Source organism: Arthrobacter mobilis, from assembly GCF_012395835.1.
In the GTDB taxonomy this organism is placed as follows: Bacteria; Actinomycetota; Actinomycetes; order Actinomycetales; family Micrococcaceae; genus Crystallibacter; species Crystallibacter mobilis.
In genome coordinates, this window is record NZ_JAAZSQ010000011.1 from 62,669 (window position 1) to 82,204 (window position 19,536).

A 19,536-nucleotide genomic window follows, 5' to 3' on the forward strand; every position below is an offset into this window, starting at 1 on the left:
TGTCGCCGGCATGCGCGCCATGCCCTACGTCGAACGCTTCGCCTGGAAGACGCGGCCCATCACCGACCCCATCATGGGCAACTCGGCCCTCTTTGACTCGCGCGGCTGGCGGACCTCCACCGGCAAGCTGTACGCATCCCTTTAGCAGGACCGGCAAAGAAGGGTTGGGACGGATGGATCCGACCCAACCCTTCTTTATGTCCGGCCGGATTTATCGACCGTGAGCCGCGGGATGGCGCAGCTACCGCTGTGAGCTAATCCACCTTCCCCGGAAAGCCGCGCCGACCCGGGCACCGATGGCCTAGACTGCGGCTGCCGCAGCGGTAAGTTCGGTGTCAGCCTGGATCCGAGCCGCCAGCTCCAGGATCCAGGGGCGAAGTTCCGGCCCAAGATCGGGACGTTCGACGGCCAGGGAGACCACGGCCTTGATGTAGCTGAGCTTGTCCCCGGTGTCGTAGCGTCGGCCCCTGAAGACCACAGCGTAAACTCCCCCGCCGGGTTCCCCGGACTGTGCCAGCGCCTGCAAGGCATCGGTCAGCTGGATTTCACCACCACGGCCGGGCTGCGTCTGTTCCAGAACGTCGAAGACCGACGGGTGGAGCACATAGCGGCCGATGACCGCCAGGTTCGAAGGCGCTTCGCCGGCGGCCGGCTTTTCCACAAGTCCGTTGACCTTGAAGTAATCCGTGCCGTCCACGGCACTCACATCCGCGCAGCCGTAGGAACTGATCCTCTCCGGATCCACTTCCATGAGGGCGACCACCGATCCGCCGGTCTGCTGCTGCACCTCGATCATCTGCCCCAGCAGCTCGTCACGCTTGTCGATCAGGTCGTCGCCGAGCAGGACGGCGAAGGGCTCGTCACCGACGTGCTGCCTGGCACAGAGCACGGCGTGGCCGAGCCCCTTCGGGTCGCCCTGGCGCAGGTAATGGATATCTGCCAACTCGGTCGACTCCTGGACAGCCGCCAGCTTTCCGAGGTCCCCCTTTTGCTCCAGCGTGTGCTCGATGAAAGGCTCGCGGTCAAAGTGGTCTTCCAAAGCCCGCTTGTTCCGTCCGGTAATCATGAGGACATCGCGCAGGCCTGCGCGGGCTGCTTCCTCCACCACGCACTGGATGGCTGGCTCATCGACTACGGGCAGCATTTCCTTGGGCATCGCTTTCGTGGCCGGCAGGAAACGGGTACCTAATCCTGCTGCCGGAATGACTGCTTTGCGTACACCTGGGCTCTGGGACATGGGGGAAGGCTACCGGAAACCGGGCTTCCTCCCGCAACTTATGTCGGCAACCGGGACTACGCCGTCGGCTGCGATGCCGTGCTGCCGGCCTGGAACCGCTTGAGCACCGCCTTGGGCACAAACTCGGAAATGTCCCCGCCCAGAGCCCCGACTTCCTTGATCAGGGTCGAGGAGAGGTAGGTGTAGCGGCTGTCGCCCGGCAGGAACACCGTCTCCACGCCGGTGAGCTTGCGGTTCATATGCGCCATGGGCAACTCGTAGTGGTAGTCCTGGGTGGTCCGCAGCCCCTTCACAATGGCCCCGGCCCCATGGTCGCGGCAGAACTCGGCCAGCAGCCCGTCCCCCATCGGCTCCACCGTGGTGCCGGCCAGGTAGGACAGGGTTTCCCTGGCCATCGCCAGGCGCTCCTCCAGGCTGAAGCGGTACTTCTTCGCATAGTTGGTGGAGACGGCCACGATGACTTCGTCGAACATGCTCGCGGCGCGGGCAATGATTTCCACGTGTCCATTGTGGAGCGGGTCATAGGATCCGGGGCATACGGCTCGGCGCATAGCTATCAACTTACCCGATCCTGAAGGGCCAGGTTTAAGGCCCTGACCCACCACTGGATGTGACGTTTTCAGGCCGCGTCGTTCACACCCCACTGCACGGCCCGCGGCGGATGAGGTTGCCTGGCCGCATCCGCCGCACTCCTGGGCACAGTATGCGGCCTGGACCGTTTCGAACGGGACACCGGCCTGGCGCCCTGTGCAGGCGAGGCAGCCGCGCAGCTGCGCGAACGCCAGGATCTGATCGCGGCCCGTGCACCACGGATGGTGATATTACTGGGAACCATGAGCACAGCAGAGCACAGCCTCGCCCTGTCCAATGCAGCGCCGGGACCGGCCCCCTGGCAGCGTGCGGCGGCGGGAGCTAACCTGCTGACTGCCGACGGCGGACTCGGGGTGACGATCTTCGAGGAAATCACCACGATGGCCGTGAAGGCCGGTGCCATCAACCTGGGACAAGGCTTTCCGGACGAGGACGGTCCCGGCGCCATCGCCGCGGCCGCCCGGCAGGCCATCGCGGCCGGGACCAACCAGTACGCCCCGGGCAAGGGAATGCCGGTGCTGCGGGAGGCGGTGGCCGCGCACCAGCAGCGCTTCTACGGGCTGGCCCCTGATCCGGACACCGAGGTCATCATCACCACCGGCGCCACCGAGGCACTGGCCGCCACCCTGCTGGCCCTGACCGGGCCCGGGGACGAGGTGCTCACCTTCGAGCCGTTCTACGATTCCTACGGAGCCATGATCGGGCTCAGCGGCGCCACGCACACGACCTCGCCGCTGCGCGCCCCGGACTTCCAGCCGGACCTGGAGCACCTGGAGCAGGCGTTCACGGACCGCACCCGGGTGGTGCTGGTGAACAACCCGCACAATCCCATGGGCACCGTCTTCAACCGCGAGGCGCTGGCGAAGGTCGTGGAACTGGCGGAACGCTACAACGCCGTCATCGTCATGGACGAGGTCTACGAGCATCTGACCTTTGGCGTCCCGCACATTCCGGTGGCCACGCTGCCGGGCGCAGCGGAACGGACCGTCACTATCTCCTCCGCCGGCAAGACCTTCTCCTTCACGGGCTGGAAGATCGGCTGGCTGCACGGTCCGGCCGATCTGGTCGCCGCCATCCGCACGGTCAAGCAGTTCCTGAGCTATTCCTCCGGCAGCCCCTTCCAGCCGGCCATCGCCGCCGCACTGGCCCTGGATGACTCCTTCTACCAGGGCGTGGCCGCCGGCCTGCAACGCAAGCGGGATGTGCTCAGCGAGGGCCTGCGCCGGGCGGGCCTGGAGGTCTTCACCCCGGACGGAACGTACTTCATCAACGTGGACGCCGCGCCGCTGGGCGTCACGGACGCTCCTGCCCTGGCCCGGCAGCTGCCGGAGCTGGTGGGGGTGGCAGCGATCCCGGTCTCGGTGTTCTGCCATGCCGACGGCGCCGAGCGGACCCGTTCCCTGCTGCGCTTTGCCTTCTGCAAAAAGATCGAGGTGCTGGAGGAAGCGGCGGCCCGCCTCGCCACGCTGCAGGAGCGGCTGGGATGACCGGGCGTTTCCTGCGTGCCAGCGGGCTGCACGCCGACATCGAACCGGACGGGCGGGTTCCGGGTGCCTACATCCTGAGCATCGGCGGGGCGGAACAATCCCACGTGGACCTGCGGGATCCGGCCCACGTGTTCTACGAATACCTGCGCCGGATCGCCAATGTAGTGGACCTGGCCGGGCCGGCGGGCCAGCCGCTGCGTTGCCTGCATCTAGGGGCGGGCGCGCTGACGCTGGCCCGGTACATCCAGGCCACCCGCCCAGGGTCGGAGCAGCACGCCGTGGAGCTCGAACGCGAGCTGCTGGACTTCGTCATCGACAAGCTCCCGCTGCCGGAGGGCACCGACCTGACCGTGTACTTCGGGGACGCCCGGCAGGAAGTGGCCTTCGGCGCCGTCGACGGCGAATTCGACGTCATTGTGCTGGATGTCTTCGCCGGTGAGGACGCCCCGGCCCACCTGACCACGCCGGACTTCTACGGGGAGCTGCTGGAAATCCTGGCCCCCGGGGGCGTGCTGCTGGTCAATGTCGGCGACGATCCGCCACTGCGCTTCGCCCGGCGCCAGGTGCAGGCACTGGCCGAGGCACTGGCGGCGGACCCGGCCGGCGGAACAATCCCCGGCAGCCTGGCTGCGATCGCCGAGGCCGGGATGTTCAGCGCCCGGTACCCGGGCAACATCGTGCTGGCCGCCGCGCACCGGCCGTGGCCGCAGGACTGGACCCAGGCGCTGCTGGCGGCGGGGCCGCACCCGGCAGCCGTGCTGACCGGGCCGGAACTGGAGGCCTTTGCCGGCAGCTGACCGGCAGGCATCCCGTGCTTTCGCCCACCGGTACCGGAATGTAGCCTGCAGGGCCGGGCGAGCCGGTAGGGTGGCGCCATGGGGAAACTTCTTGTCACCGGCGGTGCCGGATTCATCGGTTCGAATTTTGTCCACTATATGCTGGACAACACTGACTGCAGCGTCACAGTGCTGGACAAACTGACCTATGCCGCCAACCAGGCCTCGCTCGCAGGCCTGCCCGCCGACCGGTTCCGGCTGGTGCGAGGCGATATCGCCGACGCCGCCACCGTGGAGCCGCTGGTGGCCGAGGCCGATGCGGTGGTGCATTACGCTGCGGAGTCCCACAACGACAATTCACTGCATGATCCGCGCCCGTTCCTGGACACGAACATCATCGGCACCTACACCCTGCTCGAAGCCGTGCGCCGCCACGGGGTCCGCTTCCACCATATTTCCACTGACGAGGTCTATGGGGACCTGGAGCAGGACGATCCGGCCCGGTTCACCGAGTCCACCCCGTACAACCCCTCCAGCCCGTATTCCTCCACCAAGGCCGGGTCGGACCTGCTGGTGCGGGCCTGGGTGCGCTCCTTCGGGGTGCAGGCCACGATCAGCAACTGCTCCAACAACTACGGTCCCTACCAGCACGTGGAGAAGTTCATCCCCCGGCAGATTACCAACGTGATCGACGGGGTCAGGCCGAAACTCTACGGCCGGGGTGAGAACGTCCGGGACTGGATCCACGCCAACGACCATTCCTCCGCGGTACTGCCGTCCTGGAGAAGGGGCGGATCGGGGAAACCTACCTGATCGGCGCCGACGGCGAAAAGAACAACCGGGACGTGGTCGAACTCATCCTCGAGACCATGGGCCGGCCGCAGGACGCCTACGAGCTGGTGCCGGACCGCCCGGGGCACGACCTTCGCAATGCCATCGATTCGACCAAGCTGCGCACGGAGCTGGGCTGGACGCCGGCCTACGCCAACTTCGAAGAAGGCCTGGCCAACACCGTCAAGTGGTACCTCGACCACGAGCACTGGTGGCGCCCGCAGAAGGCTGCTGCCGAGGCCCGGTACAAGGAACAGGGGCAGTAAGGATGGGTTTTTCGACGATGGAATTTTCCAAGCCCCTGCAGGCCAGGCCGACCACCATCGACGGCCTGCTGCTGTTCGACCTGCCCGTCCACGGCGACAACCGCGGCTGGTTCAAGGAAAACTGGCAGCGGAAGAAGATGCTCGCTCTCGGGCTGCCGGACTTTTCCCCCGTCCAGAACAACATTTCCTTCAATGACAAGGCCGGAACTACACGCGGCATCCACGCCGAGCCGTGGGACAAGTTCATCTCGGTAGCCACCGGGCGGATCTTCGGCGCCTGGGTGGACCTGCGCGAGGGGCCGGGATTCGGCACCGTCTTTACCGCCAAACTGGATCCCTCCACCGCCATTTTCGTCCCGCGCGGCGTGGGCAATGCCTTCCAGACGCTGGCGGACGAGACGGCCGGCATCGAGTAGCCGATCCCGCTGGAGCAGGCCGAACTGTCCGGCAAGGACAAGGCGCATCCGCGGTTTGCCGACGTCGTCCCGATGGCCCCGAAGAAGATCCTGGTCCTGGGGGCGGACGGACAGCTGGGCCGGGCGCTGCGCGAGGCCTATGCCGGGGCGCGGCAGGTGGAATTCGCCACCCGCGCCGACGTAGACCTGGCCTCGCCCGACAGCTGGCCGGTACGGAACTGGCGCAACTACTCCGCCATCATCAATGCCGCCGCCTACACGGCCGTGGACACGGCGGAGACGGACCAGGGCCGGCGCGATGCGTGGGCGGTCAACGTCTCGGCCGTGACCGCGCTGGCCAAGGTCGCCGCGGCGCACGGCATCACGCTCGTGCATGTCTCCAGCGACTACGTCTTCGACGGCACCGAGCCGCTCCACCGCGAGGAGGAACCGTTCAGCCCGCTCGGCGTCTACGGGCAGACCAAGTCGGCCGGCGACGCCGTCGTCTCGGTGGTGCCGCAGCACTACATCGTCCGCACCAGCTGGGTGGTCGGCGACGGCGGCAACTTCGTGCGGACCATGGCCTCCCTGGCCGAACGAGGCATTAGCCCGTCAGTGGTGGAAGACCAGGTTGGCCGGCTGACGTTCACCGAGGACCTGGCCGCCGGCATCCGCCACCTGCTCGACGCCGGCGCCCCCTACGGAACGTACAACCTCTCCAACACCGGCGATCCCCAATCCTGGGCAGCCATCGCCCGGCGAATCTACCAGCTCGGCGGAAGGGACGCCGGAGAGGTCGCCGGTGTCAGCACGGCTGACTATTTCGCGGGCAAGGAAGCGGCCCCGCGACCGCTGCACAGCAGCTTCGATCTATCCAAGATCGAGGCGACGGGCTTCAGCCCGGCCCCGATCGAGGAACGCCTGAAGGCTTACCTGGGCAAGTAGGGCCTGTTGCCCAGGTCTTGGCAACCTTGGTCAGTGTTGCAGGACCGGCTGCTGCAGCAGTCCCAGCAGGTAGCTTCCGTAGCCGCTCTTGAGCAGGGGCTCCGCCCGTTCCCGCAGTTCTTCGTCGGAGAGGAAGCCTTGGCGCCAGGCGACCTCTTCCGGTGCACCGACCTTGAGCCCTTGGCGGTGTTCCAACGTACGGATGAAGCCGGAGGCCTCGTAGAGCGACTCGAAGGTGCCGGTGTCGAGCCAGGCCGTACCGCGCGGCAGAATCTCCACCGAGAGCTTTCCACGGTCCAGGTAGACCTGGTTCAGGTCGGTGATTTCCAGTTCGCCGCGCGCTGACGGCCGCAGGGACTTGGCGACCTGCACGACGTCGTTGTCATAGAAGTACAACCCGGGTACTGCATAATTGCTCCGCGGCTGCGCCGGCTTTTCCTCCAGGCTCAGCGCCTGGCCGAACTCATCGAATTCCACTACCCCGTAGGCGCTCGGGTCCGCCACCCAATAACCGAACACCACCGCGCCGTCGATGCCGGCGAACCGCTGCAGCTGAGTGCCCAGGCCCGGACCATGGAAAATGTTGTCCCCCAGCACCAGGGCGACCGGCTCGGAGCCGATATGCCGCTCCCCCAGCAGGAAAAGCCTGCGCCAGGCCGTCCGGGCTCGGCTGCACGGCGTAGGACAGCGAAATGCCGAAGCGGGAACCGTCCCCCAGGAGGTGCCGGAAATGCTCGGCATCGTGCGGGGTGGTGATCACCAGGATGTCCCGGATGCCGGCCAGGATCAGCGTGGACAGCGGATAGTAGACCATCGGCTTGTCGTAGACCGGCATCAGTTGCTTGCTTACGCCCTGCGTAATCGGATGCAGCCGGCTTCCCGTGCCACCGGCCAGAATAATGCCCCGCACGTCGTTCTCCCCCTGTTCGACGACCAGTAAGAGGAACGCTATGCAGCCAATGGGGAGGCGGCAACGATTCACCCGAAGGTCCAGTAAGAACAGACGGAAGCTCAGGTAGCCAGCCCGCACAGGCACGTAGCTATGCACAGTCCCCTGAGTAACCCCCAGGTAGTCTCCGGTTTACTGGCGGGCCGGCTCGGCGTACCAGAGCCGGGTTTCACCGTACTTCTTGTCCGCGAAGCGCTCCAGCCCGTCCGGCCACACCGGCTCCGGCGAGCGCGAGGAGCGTTCGACGACGACGACGGCGCCATCGGCCAGCCGCGGCGACAGCGAGGCCAGCACCTCGGCCAGTTCGGTCTCGGAGAGCGTATAGGGCGGGTCCATCAGGACCAGGTCCCATTGATCGTAGCTGTGCAGCCGGTCCAGGAAGGGCTGCACGCCGCTGCGCGACACCCGCACCACCGTCCGGCCCAGGGCCTTGTTCACCAGCTCGGCATTCCGGCGGCAGACCGCCGCCGCCTTCTCGGACAATTCCACCAGGTCCACCTCGGCGGCACCCCGGCTGGCGCTCTCCACGCCCAGGGCCCCGGACCCGGCAAACAGGTCCAGCACCCGTGCCCCGGCCAGTATGCCGTAGGAATCCAGCCGCGAGAACAACGCCTCCTTGACCCGGTCGGTGGTGGGCCGGGTCCTGTCTCCCGGTACGTTGGCCAGGCTGATTCCCCCGGCCACTCCGGCAATGATGCGGCTCATCGTTCAGCCCCGTTCAAGGAATGCCTCTTTCTCCGGATTCAGGTACAGCTCGATCGCCTGCGCCAGCTCCGGGTACTGGGCCAACTGCGCATCATGCGCGACGATGCCGGCGGCGTCGGCCCGGGCCGTGGCGATGACGTCCTCGTCGGTGATCACGCGCAGCAGCTTCAGCGTGGACTTGCCGCCGGACTGCGAGGATCCGAGGATGTCCCCTTCCCGGCGCAGCAGCAGATCCGCCTGGGAGAGTTCGAACCCGTCGGTCGTCCGGGCGACGGCGTCCAGCCGGGCGCGGCTGGGATGGCCCGGTTCCAGCCTGGTCACCAGCAGGCAGGTGCCGGGCAGGCCGCCGCGGCCGACGCGGCCGCGCAGCTGGTGCAGCTGGGAGATCCCGAAACGGTCCGCGTCCAGGACCACCATCAGGGTGGCGTTGGGTACGTCCACGCCCACCTCGATCACGGTGGTGGAGACCAGCAGGTCCAGCCGGCCGTCGTTGAAGGCGGCCATGGTGGCCGCCTTGGCCTCCGGGTCCTGCCGGCCGTGCAGCACGCCGGTCCGCACGCCGGCCAGGGCCGGTACCGTGGCCAGGTATTCGGCGGTGGACACCACCGCGGCCAGTTCCCGGGTCTCCTCCTCCGGCGGCGGGGCGTCGAAGGGGTCGGTATCCTCGCGGTCCTCGTCGCCGATCTTCGGGCACACCACATAGACCTGGCGGCCGGCGTCGACCTCCTCCCGGGCCCGTTCCCAGATCCGCGCCTCCCAGCCGGGGTGCTCCACCAGCCCGACCAGGTGGGTGGCGATCGGGGCTCGTCCGGCCGGCAATTCGGACAGCACGGAGGTCTCCAGGTCCCCGAAGACCGTCATCGCCACGGTGCGCGGAATGGGCGTGGCGGTCATGACCAGCAGGTGCGGCGGGCGGGCCGCACGCGAGCGCAGCCGGTCCCGCTGCTCCACGCCGAAGCGGTGCTGCTCGTCCACCACGATCAGGCCCAGGTCGGCGAACATGACCTCGTCCGACAGCAGGGCGTGGGTGCCGATGACAATCCCGGCTTCGCCGCTGGCCACCTCCAGCAATGCCCGGCGGCGGGCCGCGCCGGTGACCGAGCCGGTGATCAGCACCACCCGGGTGCCCGCCTCGTCCCCGCCCAGCAGGCCGGCCTCGGCGAGCGGGCCGAGGGTGCGGCGGATGGACTCGTAGTGCTGCGCGGCAAGCACCTCGGTCGGCGCCAGCAGCGCCGCCTGCCCGCCGGCGTCGATCACCTGCAGCATGGCGCGCAGGGCCACCAGGGTCTTGCCCGAGCCCACCTCGCCCTGCAGCAGCCGGTTCATCGGATGGTTCGCCGCCAGTTCGCCGGCTACCGTGGCGCCGACCTCGCGCTGGCCGTTGGTGAGGGTGAACGGCAGGGCGGCATCGAACCGGTCCAGCAGGCCGCCGGCCACGGCCGGACGGGCGGTGGCCTCCTCGGCGGTGGCCTGGGCCCGCCGGCGGGCCAGGGCGGCCTGCAGCACCAGCGCCTCCTGGTAGCGGAAGCGTTCCCGGGCCCGCCGGGCATCCTCGATCGTGGCCGGCCGGTGGATCTGCTGGTACGCATCCGGCAGCGACAGCAGGCCGTCGCGGATGGCAATGTCCGGCGGCACCGGGTCCCCGACGCGGGTGAAATCGACGCTGTCGAGCAGGATTTCGACGGCGGACTTGATCCGCCAGCTGCCCAGTTTGGCCGTGGCCGGGTACAGCGGCACCGGCCGCAGCGCCTCCTCGGCGTTGAAATCCGCGGCGTCCTCGAGCAGGGCATAGTCCGGGTTGGTCAGGGTCAGGCGGCCCTGGTAGCGGGTGACCTTGCCGGAGAACATGGCCAGCGTGCCCGGACGCAGGTCCCGTTCGGCCTGGTAGCCGTTGAAGAAGGTCAGGCTCAGGTTCCCGTAGGTGGAGTTGTCGGTGATCACCACCTCGGTCAGCGAGCCCCGGCGTGCCCGCATCCGCCGCGTGCTGCAGCTGAGGACCCGGGCCACCAGGGTGGCGTCCTCGTCCGGAGGCAGGTCCGCGATCAGCGTCAGTTCCCCACGCTTGAGGTAGCGGCGCGGGAAGTAGTTCAGCAGCTCGCCAGTGCGGGTCAGGCCCAGGTGCTTTTGCAGGGCGGCAGCGGTGCGTTTGCCCAGGCGGCGCTCCAGCGGCAGGTCCAGCTCCGCCGGCCTGCGGTCATCCATCGGCGCTGAGGGCCCCGCACGCTCCGTCCGCGGCGGTTTCCGGGGCCGGTTCCTGGTCCGGAGCGGCAGCGGACAGGGCGGTGACGGACAGGTGAGCCGGCTCGCCGAACTGCCGGATGGCGGCCAGCGCCGCCTCCGGATCCTGGACGTGCACGTGCACCCGCCAGCGGTAGCCGTCCGGGACCTCCGTGACGGCGCTGAGGATCACCGATTCCCCCAGCTCGTCCAACTGCAGGCGCAGCGTGGCCGCGTCCAGGGGGCTCAGGTTGATGGTGCACATCACCTCCATGCCCTCGGCCCGGTGGTCCAGGTGGATGTGCGGATCCTGCACGCCGTAGCCGTGCAGGCCTTCCAGCAGCTCCGGCTGGAGCTCCTCGCCCAGGGCGCTGGCGCGCAGGGTGTCCAGGACCAGCAGGAATCCCACCGCTCCGGCGTCGACGACGTGCGCCTCGGTGAGCAGGTCCAGCTGTGTCTCCGTGGCCACCACTGCCTCGAGCACTGCCTGCACCGCAGCATTGAGAGTCTGCGCCAGGCCGTGGTTGCTGTCGTCGCCGTTCTGCGCCGCGTCGGCAGTGTTGGCGGCACGAGTGGCGGCCTCGATGGCGGAGAGCATGGTGCCGGCCACCGGCTCGCTCAGCGCGGACCAGCAGCGGATTTCGGCCCGTTCCAGGGCTGCCGCCAGCAGCGGGCCGGTCAACCGCGCGGTGCCGTGCAGCGGTTCGGCCAGGGCGGCCAGGAAAACGGAAAAGAGCGTGCCGGAATTGCCCCTGGCTTCCTCCATGGCGGCCCGCCCGGCTTCGGCCAGCAGTTCGCCCACATCGGAGGTGGCCATCTCCGCCACGGCGCGGGAGGCCGACCGCACGGTGAGGTAGAGGTTGGTGCCGGTATCGCCGTCGGCCACGGGAAAGATGTTGATGGCGTTCAGCCGGTCGCTGTGGTTGCCCAATACTTCTTCCGCCTTGCCCAGCCAGCGCTTGAGCGCCTGGGCATTCGCGGCAATCTTCGTCTGCAATCCGTTCCCATCCACAGTTGCCGGCGGCTTAAGCGCCAACCCAGCTTTCAGTACTCCGGCATTAACCGAGCCTACCGCAGCCGGCACGCGCGTACCCGGAAGCGGGCGGAAATTTGCGGCCCGAAACCAACCAAAGGCCTGCCCGCAGTGTCCCTGCCAGGGGCGGCCTTTATAGTGGTGGGGGAAACGGTGCACGAAACATGAAGGACCGCAGCCATGACCTACTCACCCTCCGGGATGCCAGCGGCCCGGCACTTGAGAAGACAGCCCGGTTCCGAAAAGATCCCCGCCGCAGAGCTCGGACCGGCCGCCGCGGCTGCCGGCGAGCCGGAACGCGCCTACCGCAGGAAGCGGCGGATTGCCGCCGCGGCAGCGACCGCCGTGGTGGCGGCGATTCCACTTTTGCTCGCGGCCCTGCTTATGCTCTAGGGGCCGCCGTTTTCCGGCCAGTGGATCCGGCGGCTGCCTGACCGCCCGCCCCGCCTCCGCGGGGCACGACTGCCGCGCTTACTGCCCCGGGGGGAATTTCTTGCAGACCATCATGCCCGTCTACGGAACCCGGCCCGAGGCAATCAAAATGGCGCCCATTGTCAAGGCGCTGCAGGCCGACGGCAACTTCGAGTGCGTAGTGGCGGTGACCGGCCAGCACCGCGAAATGCTGGACCAGGTCAACGACCTCTTCGGCATCGTTCCGGACCACGACCTGAACATCATCCAGCCCGGACAGTCCCTCAATGCCATCTTCACCCGAACCGTTGCCGGACTGGATACGCTGTTCGCCGCGTCCGCCCCGGACGCCGTGCTGGTCCAGGGGGACACCACCACGTCCACCGCAGCGGCCATTGCCGCGTTCAACCGGGGCATCCCGGTGGTCCACGTGGAGGCCGGACTGCGCAGCGGCAACCTGCTCTCCCCCTTCCCCGAGGAAGCCAACCGGAAAATCACCTCGCAGATCGCCAGCCTGCACCTGGCCCCGACCCCTGTAAGCAAGGCCAACCTGCTGGCCGAGAATGTGCCGGAAGAAGACATCGTGGTCACGGGGAATACCGTGATCGATGCCCTGCTGGAAACGGTCGCCAAAGATATAACCTTTCGGAATCCGCGGCTGGAGGAACTGGCCATAGAAGACCGCCGCATCCTACTGGTGACCACACACCGCCGCGAGAACCAAGGTGAGGCAATGCGCGGCGTCGGACGGGCGCTGGCAAGGATCGCCTCCGCCTACCCCGACATCGTGCTGGTGCTGCCCATCCACAAGAACCCGGTCGTCAGAGAGGCGGTGCTGCCGGCACTGGATGGTGTGGAAAACATCCTCGTAACGGAGCCGCTGGACTACCCGGAATTCACCCGGCTGTTGTCCCTGGCCCACATAGTGCTGACCGACTCTGGCGGCGTCCAGGAAGAGGCACCGAGCCTAGGTAAGCCAGTGCTGGTGATGCGGGAGAATACCGAGCGCCCGGAGGCCGTAGATGCCGGCACCGTGCTGCTGATCGGCACCAATGAGGACAGGATTGTCGCCGAGGTGCGCAGCCTTATGGACGACGCCGACCATTACGAAGCCATGGCGGGAGCGGTCAACCCATACGGCGACGGCAAGGCAGCCGCGCGGACGGTGGCGGCCGTAGCCGCGATGCTCGGCGTAGGCACTCGGCTAACGGATTTTGCGGTGTAGTACTCGTGCTTGAAACCGTTTCCCACGTCCTGGAAGCGTTCAGAGTGGAGACAGAATCCCCGTCTCCGGGCGAACTCATGCCGCCCACGCGCCTCGGAGCCAAGAAACCTCTCCATCCGGCCACTCACTCCCGGGCGCCCACGCAGCCTTACGCATACGTCCGGCGGCCCTGCCAGGTACTGCCTAAGAGATTTGAAAATAATCACCCAAGAGATAATGGAATGACCACCCTATGTTTCTAGCGCCAATTATATATCGCACAAAGAGTCCTGACCATTCTCTTAAATCGTACGAATTCTACGAAAACACCTATGTCGTCGGCGGCGCTACTCCATCACTCGTTTCCCGGCGAACGACGATCGGTCTTCACGGGTGCGGGGTTTCCGGTGGACAGATTTTGTCCGACACCGCAGATGCTACCAAAGTGGTAGCGCCTAACAGAGTCGACACTTGGGAGACAATAGGGGAAAAACTCAGGGGATCGGTCACCCTATATGTCTGGGACCGTGTTTCAGAAGAACTCGCAATACTTGCTGATCCACTCGGCGCCGGAATTGTCTATTACTTTGACGACGGGATCGACTTCGCTGTATCGAGCGATCTTGCTAGCTTAGTCAGATTCCTTGAGTCACGTGGAAAGAAACTCACCCGATCGGCAAAATATTCGGCCTGCCTTATTGTTACCGGGTGCGGCGGGGTTTTTCCGTCTAGCTACGATGAAATTAGCGCATTAGATCATTTTCAGTACGTTGTCATAGACAGGGAATCTCCTAAGATCCGCACCTACGGACTAATGGAGCGAGTTTTCAATAACAAAAATTCATATGCAGATGATCTATTGGAAACATACCAAGAAATTATCGATAATACTCAGGCTGCGGTGGATTCCTCGCATGAATACAAAATTGCACACCTCACCGGTGGCTTCGACTCACGCGTGGTTCTGGCAGGCATTCTGAAGCTAAGGAAGAAAGACGATTTTCGATATTTCTGCCTCCCTAGCCCAAAAATCGACCGTGAGGTTGCTGAAGGACTGGCCAGTGCGTTCGATTTAACCATGACGAACTACTCGGGCGCCGACTGGGACGTACTCCCAGGATCCGTGGACGAACAGTTTTTGGGGCCGATGGTCAGGAGCTCCGGCATTCTTCCGACCGCACCAGACATCGGAATGAAGAATGCAGGCTCCCTTATTCTCCAAGGTGGATATGGTGAGTTTTATAGAACTTACTATTCGGTAAATATGTCCGATGCCGTTAATTCGAGCCCATACGAGCTTGCTGCCAGAATGTGGGGAGGCCGCGGATTCCCGACAGGAGACAACGAAACCGTCTTTACGGCTGATTATGCTGATGCTATCGCTCAACGCATTAAGACACTCGTGACCGAAGGTTTGGAACTTGGAGTCAGAAGCGACGCTATTCCTGACTATTTGTTCATGCGCGTAAGAAACAGATATTTTGTTGGAAACCAGAGCCGGGAGTGGTCATCCATCGGGTCGCAGTTCGACCCACTGTATGGAATGGGCGGACTGAGTGCAACTTACAAACTTGACTTCGATACCAGGCGATCCAATGTTTTTGGCTTCGACCTTCTCAACATGCTGGACGAAAACCTCATTCGGTACCCCTATGCCAAGAATGCATTCGACTGGAAGTACAAACGGCTACGAGAGCTTCCGGACATCATCGAATTCGAGCCCGAACCGAAGCCAAAGTTTGATTCAAGAAGATCTGCGGCTACTGGCAGGCGAAACGGCGGAAGACTTGCCACTCCGACCGAGGAGCAAACAGAACGTGCTAATCGGATGAAAATTCCTTCTACCCGAGTAGCACAGCTGGACATGGCTCTACCCCGGCTCATGCCGATGCTAGAGGAGGTGCAAGCAACCGTCGCAGACTTTGCCCAGGTGTTCAATATAGATTCACTGATGCAGAAGATAGGCAGGCCAGTTGAAAACCCTGCTGACATTAATTTAGTTTTGACGATGTATTCGTCGTGTTTATGGCTAACCGGCCAGGATAGGCTGACTTGGCCATGAGCTCTGAGATAGCGGCCTAAAAGACTGAGAGAATTCCCTTGCAGAGGGGAATGGTTAGCCAGACCGTTTCCGGAGTGAATGCCCATAGTGAACGAGCCTCTCACGGCAGGTGATGTGGGCTCAAACCTTACCCGCGTGGACCACCGCGGAAGCCTTGGGCGTGCCACCTGTTCTACATCGATGCAGGAGCGGCGGGCTACCGGGACGGGCCGTTTCTTGGTTCGTCCCGGTTTGCCGGCTCTTTGAAGTTCGTAGGGGAATAACGTTGTGGCGTAGACGCTGAGGCGGCCGACCGACCGGTTGGATGAGTGTCGTTTTGGCATTCTTCCGAACAGATCCACGAACCTCGGTTCACCCTGCTTCGACGGCACCTGATGCTGCCACCATGATCTTCAACCTGCCCGATTTACGCGTCGTCACGACCCGGATCCCTTCAAGCCGGCCTGCGGTGCCGATTGCCAGCGCCCCGGCTGGTGGTTTTTATCTCATATGGGTTGGGTTCCCTTTCCGCTTTGGGCCTGGATGAGCCGGATTAATTTGCCGCTGGCCTGGGAGACGTGGGCGTGGTGCAGGGTCCGGTCCACGGTCGGGGTGGCAATGGCCTTGAGCATCAGTTTGTCGAAGCCGCCCGGGTGGGTGTTCGAACTGACGCCCAGGGACCGTTTCTCGTAGGCGGCGTCAACGACGCGATAGAACCCTTCAGCGACGTCCGCGATGACCGGCAGTAAGCCGATATCGTCAAAGCAGCCTAGGTCGGCGTTAATCGTCTGGTCGATGGCCTTGTTCACGCTGTCCCTGGATCGGTGCCTGCGGACCAAGGCGTCGAGGTCCTTGAGTGTGAACCAATAATGGTCATACCCTCGTCGACAGCCTGCAGGCCGAGGGCTTCGAGCAGCACGCACACGGCCCGACTTAGGTACCGGTGCTGGGCGCAGGCAGTGGCCAGCACGCGGCGGCGGTCAGGCGGGCATGGGCATCATAGTTGGTGCGCATCAGGGCAATGACGGAATAGATGGTCGGTGCGGCCGGGGTTGCGATGCTATCGGGCATTGATGTCTTCCCCCAGCTCCTTGGCGCACGTATCCGTGCCAGTGCCGGCCGTGTCGAAGCCGGCCCAGCCGCCGGTGCCCCGGGACAGCCGCCGGCCGGGATCGGTGACGGTGCGCAGGCACGCGGCCGATTCCGCGGCTGCGGTTCCTTCGATAATGGAGAGCAAGTCCTCGTGGCCGAAGCAGTGGTGCCGCTGCCGCGCCGAGATCCTTGTCGACTGGATCTGGGCCGTGGAACATGGCCCGATCCACGGCGTGTGCCAACTTGATCCGGATCTTGGTCGTGTCCGCAGAGACGACTTCCCTGAGCCAGAGCCCGGGCTCGCGGTCCGGTGCCCGTGTGCCCGGGTGTTTTGCGGCCGGTACTCCTCCTTGGTCGAGGCCACCACGGGACGGGTCGTACACTTCGATCTGGTATCGCCCGGCGGGCGAAGCTGCTCGTGCACGACATCGGCACGTCTCCTGCCTCGGACTGCTTCATTCGGGTCCGGATCTGGTCCTCGGAGGCATCTGTTTGTCTTCGGAGGCATCTGTTTTTGGCCCGAAATTCCGCGGGACAGGAGCCCTGCTGCCCTCGTCGCGGGCCTTGACATACGCCCGGACGGTGTTACGTGAGACAGAGCAGAGCGCCGGGGTGACACGATAGGACCGGGTCAAATCATAGATTCCTAGAATTTTTATGGGCCCCTCGCGACTTCGAGAGGAGCTCCTTCAGAACAGACATGAAAATGACGGTTGGCATCGCTATTTCATATGGAACGAAGTGGCTCCCCCGTGCCGACACCGCAAGCGAAAAGGAACATCACCGGCACAAAACGCAGGCCCACTGGACCAGACGGTCAAAAGGGTCTGCCGTCCATGGTCAAAAACCACCGCCGACGGCGGCCAGGAAAGGCCACTACCGACGGTCAGCCGAATTTGCCGCATGCGGTCACCTTAGAACTGCCACTCACACCTCAAGGGGCACGTCACGCTGGCAGGATCAACTTTGTTCGCCCGACTATTTTGGCACCCTAGGTCAGGGGCTTATTAGTTTCCCTGCGAGTCCGTGACTTCTCCTGCTCGTCCTGAACACAAGGCTGCTTCCGACGGTGTGGCAGGTTCAGTTGGGGCGATAGTTCAGAAGTTGATGTTGATTTTCTGTTCAGCCTCCACGGCGCATAGAACTTCGCCCTGTGCAAGCTTGCAGGCAACCACTTTGCGCCGTAGGTCCGCGGAGTAGAGAGTCTTTCCTAGAATGGCCCACGACACGCACCATTGCTGGCTGATTCGTTTAACTAAGCGCGGTTAGTATATGGGATATGTCTACAAAGCCCCGTGTTCTGGCCATTGGCAGTTGCCGTGTTACCCGCCCGCTTCGACGCATGTACGAGCAGGGCAGGATTGATCTGGTCAACTACAACACGCACCTTTGGCTTACGCACACGGCAGCTGCGGGTCGTCAGTATGTTGACATCATCCAAGGCCGGACCAATATTCCTGCCGAATTGCGGCCAGCAGCGCTCGAATCCCATCTGGAGTTCCCCGACGACATGAGCGTAGATTTCGGGCCCATCGACGCCGTCGTAGTGGAGGTGAGCTCCTATAAGCAGCACCGAATCAACGGAATCGAACTCAACGCGCACAAGGTGTACGGAATCGCGAAACAAGCAGGCGTGGACCACCGCCCCATTATTGAGGGACGCACCGAAGCTCTGCCCGACGATCATGTATTGAAGTCGTTGGAGGTTTCGTTCGCGACCCAGGACGAGTTGGCAGCGGATTTACTCACCATCAGGGACCGGCTCGGGGCTCCTACAATGACTGTTGATCACTTGTACACGGAAATGCCTGACGGTTCGCCCGTCCCCGTGCGGGAGAGGCTCACCACCATGCTTAGTCGTGTGCAACAGGATCATGGGATCCCGTTGCACACGACTAAGGAAACGATCCTTGAGCACGGGTTTGTAGCGGCTTTAGAAGACCAGAACCACTACCGTTATGCGTTTGAGCCGGTGGTCGGTAATCGCTTGCTGACAGGAATTGGCCAGATGGTCGGCGCATCGGTTTAGATCAGGTCGTTGGCAACTGCTTGTTCACTGCGTCGGTGCTGATCTTAGTAGCATTCAGCCCGTCAACATTGGTGCGGCTGTAGTTAGCCAGTTTGAACCGGAAGCTCCTGAACTTGAAGATGTTCCCACCGTTGACGGGGACCCTGTGGGCAAAGCTCTTGTCGCCGACGAACGTCTGTTGGTCCGCGACCAGGAGGCGGTCATGTTCGAACAGTGCGGCCGTGGCCTCGCGTTCATCGACGGTCGGACTTGACAGGGCGCTGAGCGCCGGCCTGCCCCTCGGACGTGGCGGCCAGATGCTGTCAACGGCCCTGAGTTTCCGTCCACCGGTGACCGGTGGATCTGCGTACGGAGTGTTTTGGCGGGGGTTGGCCATCGTGTGGTCTTGTTAGGGTGGCTCCTTCCCGACGAGGTCTAGGTGAGGCGGATGGAGTCCCCGCTGGTCTGGCAGGCATGGGCGTGGTGCAGGAGCCTGTCCACGGTGGCCGTGGCCACAGGCAACAAGCCGACGTTATCCATGACGACAAGTTCAGATCGCAGGATTCTGGTGACGGCTCGGGGGACGCTGTCGTCGGTGCCAAGGGTCCGGATCAGGTCGCAGAGGTGCGCGAGCCGGAACGAGGTTTTCCCTGCAGCTGATCCATTCCAAGGTGCACATGGGCCTGCTGGGTCGGGGCGGGGGACGGACGAGGCCGCGGGGTCCCAGGCGTCGAGGGGTTTGAGGAAGTCTGCTTCCTTGCGGCGGGTGACGAGCATGGACCGGACCCGGCCGACGGCTTCCTCGACGAACAGGTCAGTGATGACCTTGACGGGTTCCCCGCGCTCGGCGTGGGCACTCGCGATCAGTTCCGGGATCAGCGCCCGAGCTTGGGGCACTTTCAGTTGCCGCTTCAGGGCTTCCAACTCGCCTGACAGGGCCGGGACCGTGGTGTTGGCGGAGTTGATCGGGCCCATCAATTCTGCTCGTTCACAGCTGCGGGTCCAGCACACATGCATGCCCAGGTGCCGGTCTCTTAGGTTAGAGACCGAGTCTTGTCCTCGGCGTGGACCGTGGTACGCCGGTCGTTCGCGATCGAGGGTAGGTCGCCGTGGAGCGCGGCTTCGCCCACGGCCCGGTCCACCGCCTTGGTGCCGGCGATCTTCGCCAGGTCACATTCTCGGCCATTTTCATGTTCATCCGGGCCGCGGCGGCCGCGGCGGCCTCCACAACCCAAGTCGCCGCGCCGTTGCCGATGGCCAGGAAGGCAGCCTCAGCAGCGCTGCGGGTCCTGGACATGTAATCGGCTCGTCAACCGATGGACATCGATGAATAGGGAGTTACCGCGAG

Annotated in this window: 15 protein-coding genes and 4 pseudogenes; 8 read left to right on the forward strand and 11 right to left on the reverse strand. The window is 64.5% G+C overall.

Features of this window, described 5'->3' with window-relative positions:
- Nucleotides 1-301 precede the first annotated feature (301 nt).
- On the reverse strand, nucleotides 302-1,237 hold the full coding sequence (galU, locus tag HGG74_RS12455) for a UTP--glucose-1-phosphate uridylyltransferase GalU (protein ID WP_168486775.1): 936 nt from the start codon (nucleotides 1,235-1,237) through the stop codon (nucleotides 302-304).
- Between the two features lie 56 nt (nucleotides 1,238-1,293).
- On the reverse strand, nucleotides 1,294-1,788 hold the full coding sequence (coaD, locus tag HGG74_RS12460; RefSeq protein ID WP_168486776.1) for a pantetheine-phosphate adenylyltransferase: 495 nt from the start codon (nucleotides 1,786-1,788) through the stop codon (nucleotides 1,294-1,296).
- 282 nt (nucleotides 1,789-2,070) lie between these two features.
- On the opposite strand from coaD, the gene HGG74_RS12465 reads away from it, so the two are divergent.
- The 4 genes and pseudogenes from HGG74_RS12465 to HGG74_RS12480 all read left to right on the forward strand — a co-directional run bounded on the left by HGG74_RS12465 (nucleotide 2,071) and on the right by HGG74_RS12480 (nucleotide 6,528).
- Complete coding sequence (locus tag HGG74_RS12465; protein ID WP_205761816.1) at nucleotides 2,071-3,315, forward strand: aminotransferase class I/II-fold pyridoxal phosphate-dependent enzyme; 1,245 nt, start codon at nucleotides 2,071-2,073, stop codon at nucleotides 3,313-3,315.
- The gene (locus HGG74_RS12470) at nucleotides 3,312-4,112 is read left to right on the forward strand and encodes a spermidine synthase (RefSeq protein ID WP_168486779.1); all 801 of its coding nucleotides are present in this window, start codon (nucleotides 3,312-3,314) and stop codon (nucleotides 4,110-4,112) included. Before HGG74_RS12465 ends, HGG74_RS12470 begins: the two co-directional genes overlap by 4 nt.
- Nucleotides 4,113-4,190: 78 nt before the next feature.
- Nucleotides 4,191-5,188 (forward strand): annotated as a pseudogene (gene rfbB, locus HGG74_RS12475) (dTDP-glucose 4,6-dehydratase).
- A 17-nt stretch (nucleotides 5,189-5,205) separates the two neighbouring features.
- Nucleotides 5,206-6,528: pseudogene (locus tag HGG74_RS12480) on the forward strand (sugar nucleotide-binding protein).
- Between the two features lie 30 nt (nucleotides 6,529-6,558).
- Here the strand turns inward: HGG74_RS12480 and rfbA are convergent.
- The 4 genes and pseudogenes from rfbA to HGG74_RS12500 all read right to left on the reverse strand — a co-directional run bounded on the left by rfbA (nucleotide 6,559) and on the right by HGG74_RS12500 (nucleotide 11,396).
- Nucleotides 6,559-7,438, reverse strand: a pseudogene (gene rfbA, locus HGG74_RS12485) (glucose-1-phosphate thymidylyltransferase RfbA).
- Between the two features lie 171 nt (nucleotides 7,439-7,609).
- Entirely contained in the window at nucleotides 7,610-8,182 is a 573-nt protein-coding gene (gene rsmD / locus HGG74_RS12490; RefSeq protein ID WP_168486780.1) for a 16S rRNA (guanine(966)-N(2))-methyltransferase RsmD, read from the reverse strand.
- 3 nt (nucleotides 8,183-8,185) lie between these two features.
- Nucleotides 8,186-10,384, reverse strand: a complete 2,199-nt coding sequence (locus HGG74_RS12495) for an ATP-dependent DNA helicase RecG (protein WP_168486782.1) — start codon at nucleotides 10,382-10,384, stop codon at nucleotides 8,186-8,188.
- Nucleotides 10,377-11,396 (reverse strand): DAK2 domain-containing protein, encoded by a 1,020-nt coding sequence (locus HGG74_RS12500; protein ID WP_168486784.1) that lies wholly within the window; start codon nucleotides 11,394-11,396, stop codon nucleotides 10,377-10,379. The genes HGG74_RS12495 and HGG74_RS12500 overlap by 8 nt, the downstream gene beginning before the upstream one ends.
- A 216-nt stretch (nucleotides 11,397-11,612) precedes the next feature.
- Between HGG74_RS12500 and HGG74_RS12505 the strand changes: the two genes are divergently transcribed.
- The 3 genes from HGG74_RS12505 (at nucleotide 11,613) to HGG74_RS12515 (ending at nucleotide 15,109) form a co-directional block, all read left to right on the forward strand.
- On the forward strand, nucleotides 11,613-11,825 hold the full coding sequence (locus HGG74_RS12505) for a hypothetical protein (protein WP_168486786.1): 213 nt from the start codon (nucleotides 11,613-11,615) through the stop codon (nucleotides 11,823-11,825).
- 112 nt (nucleotides 11,826-11,937) lie between these two features.
- Nucleotides 11,938-13,068 carry a non-hydrolyzing UDP-N-acetylglucosamine 2-epimerase gene (wecB, locus tag HGG74_RS12510; RefSeq protein WP_376766139.1) on the forward strand — a complete coding sequence of 377 codons (1,131 nt, stop codon included), beginning with the start codon at nucleotides 11,938-11,940 and terminating at the stop codon, nucleotides 13,066-13,068.
- Nucleotides 13,069-13,492: 424 nt separating this feature from the next.
- Nucleotides 13,493-15,109 (forward strand): hypothetical protein, encoded by a 1,617-nt coding sequence (locus tag HGG74_RS12515; protein ID WP_168486789.1) that lies wholly within the window; start codon nucleotides 13,493-13,495, stop codon nucleotides 15,107-15,109.
- 485 nt (nucleotides 15,110-15,594) lie between these two features.
- On the opposite strand, the gene HGG74_RS12520 is transcribed toward HGG74_RS12515, so the two are convergent.
- Entirely contained in the window at nucleotides 15,595-16,011 is a 417-nt protein-coding gene (locus tag HGG74_RS12520; RefSeq protein WP_312856834.1) for an ATP-binding protein, read from the reverse strand.
- 10 nt (nucleotides 16,012-16,021) lie between these two features.
- Complete coding sequence (locus tag HGG74_RS12525; protein ID WP_168486791.1) at nucleotides 16,022-16,159, reverse strand: hypothetical protein; 138 nt, start codon at nucleotides 16,157-16,159, stop codon at nucleotides 16,022-16,024.
- A 1,300-nt stretch (nucleotides 16,160-17,459) separates the two neighbouring features.
- On the opposite strand from HGG74_RS12525, the gene HGG74_RS12530 reads away from it, so the two are divergent.
- On the forward strand, nucleotides 17,460-18,209 hold the full coding sequence (locus HGG74_RS12530; RefSeq protein ID WP_168486793.1) for a hypothetical protein: 750 nt from the start codon (nucleotides 17,460-17,462) through the stop codon (nucleotides 18,207-18,209).
- A gap of 1 nt (nucleotide 18,210) precedes the next feature.
- On the opposite strand, the gene HGG74_RS12535 is transcribed toward HGG74_RS12530, so the two are convergent.
- The 3 genes and pseudogenes from HGG74_RS12535 to HGG74_RS22135 form a co-directional block, all read right to left on the reverse strand.
- A complete protein-coding gene (locus HGG74_RS12535; RefSeq protein ID WP_168486795.1) occupies nucleotides 18,211-18,585 on the reverse strand; it encodes a hypothetical protein in 375 nt (124 codons plus the stop codon).
- Nucleotides 18,586-18,623: 38 nt separating this feature from the next.
- Entirely contained in the window at nucleotides 18,624-19,163 is a 540-nt protein-coding gene (locus tag HGG74_RS12540) for an ATP-binding protein (RefSeq protein WP_168486797.1), read from the reverse strand.
- Nucleotides 19,164-19,222: 59 nt separating this feature from the next.
- Nucleotides 19,223-19,491 (reverse strand): annotated as a pseudogene (locus tag HGG74_RS22135) (IS21 family transposase); the annotation flags it as partial.
- Nucleotides 19,492-19,536 lie beyond the last annotated feature (45 nt).

Coding starts and splice junctions, on each gene's coding strand:
- galU (WP_168486775.1), bottom strand. CDS start 1,237: ATGTCCCAGAGCCCAGGTGTACGCAAAGCAGTCATTCCGGCAGCAGGA.
- coaD (WP_168486776.1), bottom strand. CDS start 1,788: ATGCGCCGAGCCGTATGCCCCGGATCCTATGACCCGCTCCACAATGGA.
- HGG74_RS12465 (WP_205761816.1), top strand. CDS start 2,071: ATGAGCACAGCAGAGCACAGCCTCGCCCTGTCCAATGCAGCGCCGGGA.
- HGG74_RS12470 (WP_168486779.1), top strand. CDS start 3,312: ATGACCGGGCGTTTCCTGCGTGCCAGCGGGCTGCACGCCGACATCGAA.
- rsmD (WP_168486780.1), bottom strand. CDS start 8,182: ATGAGCCGCATCATTGCCGGAGTGGCCGGGGGAATCAGCCTGGCCAAC.
- HGG74_RS12495 (WP_168486782.1), bottom strand. CDS start 10,384: ATGGATGACCGCAGGCCGGCGGAGCTGGACCTGCCGCTGGAGCGCCGC.
- HGG74_RS12505 (WP_168486786.1), top strand. CDS start 11,613: ATGACCTACTCACCCTCCGGGATGCCAGCGGCCCGGCACTTGAGAAGA.
- wecB (WP_376766139.1), top strand. CDS start 11,938: ATGCCCGTCTACGGAACCCGGCCCGAGGCAATCAAAATGGCGCCCATT.
- HGG74_RS12525 (WP_168486791.1), bottom strand. CDS start 16,159: ATGCCCGATAGCATCGCAACCCCGGCCGCACCGACCATCTATTCCGTC.
- HGG74_RS12530 (WP_168486793.1), top strand. CDS start 17,460: ATGTCTACAAAGCCCCGTGTTCTGGCCATTGGCAGTTGCCGTGTTACC.
- HGG74_RS12535 (WP_168486795.1), bottom strand. CDS start 18,585: ATGGCCAACCCCCGCCAAAACACTCCGTACGCAGATCCACCGGTCACC.
- HGG74_RS12540 (WP_168486797.1), bottom strand. CDS start 19,163: ATGGGCCCGATCAACTCCGCCAACACCACGGTCCCGGCCCTGTCAGGC.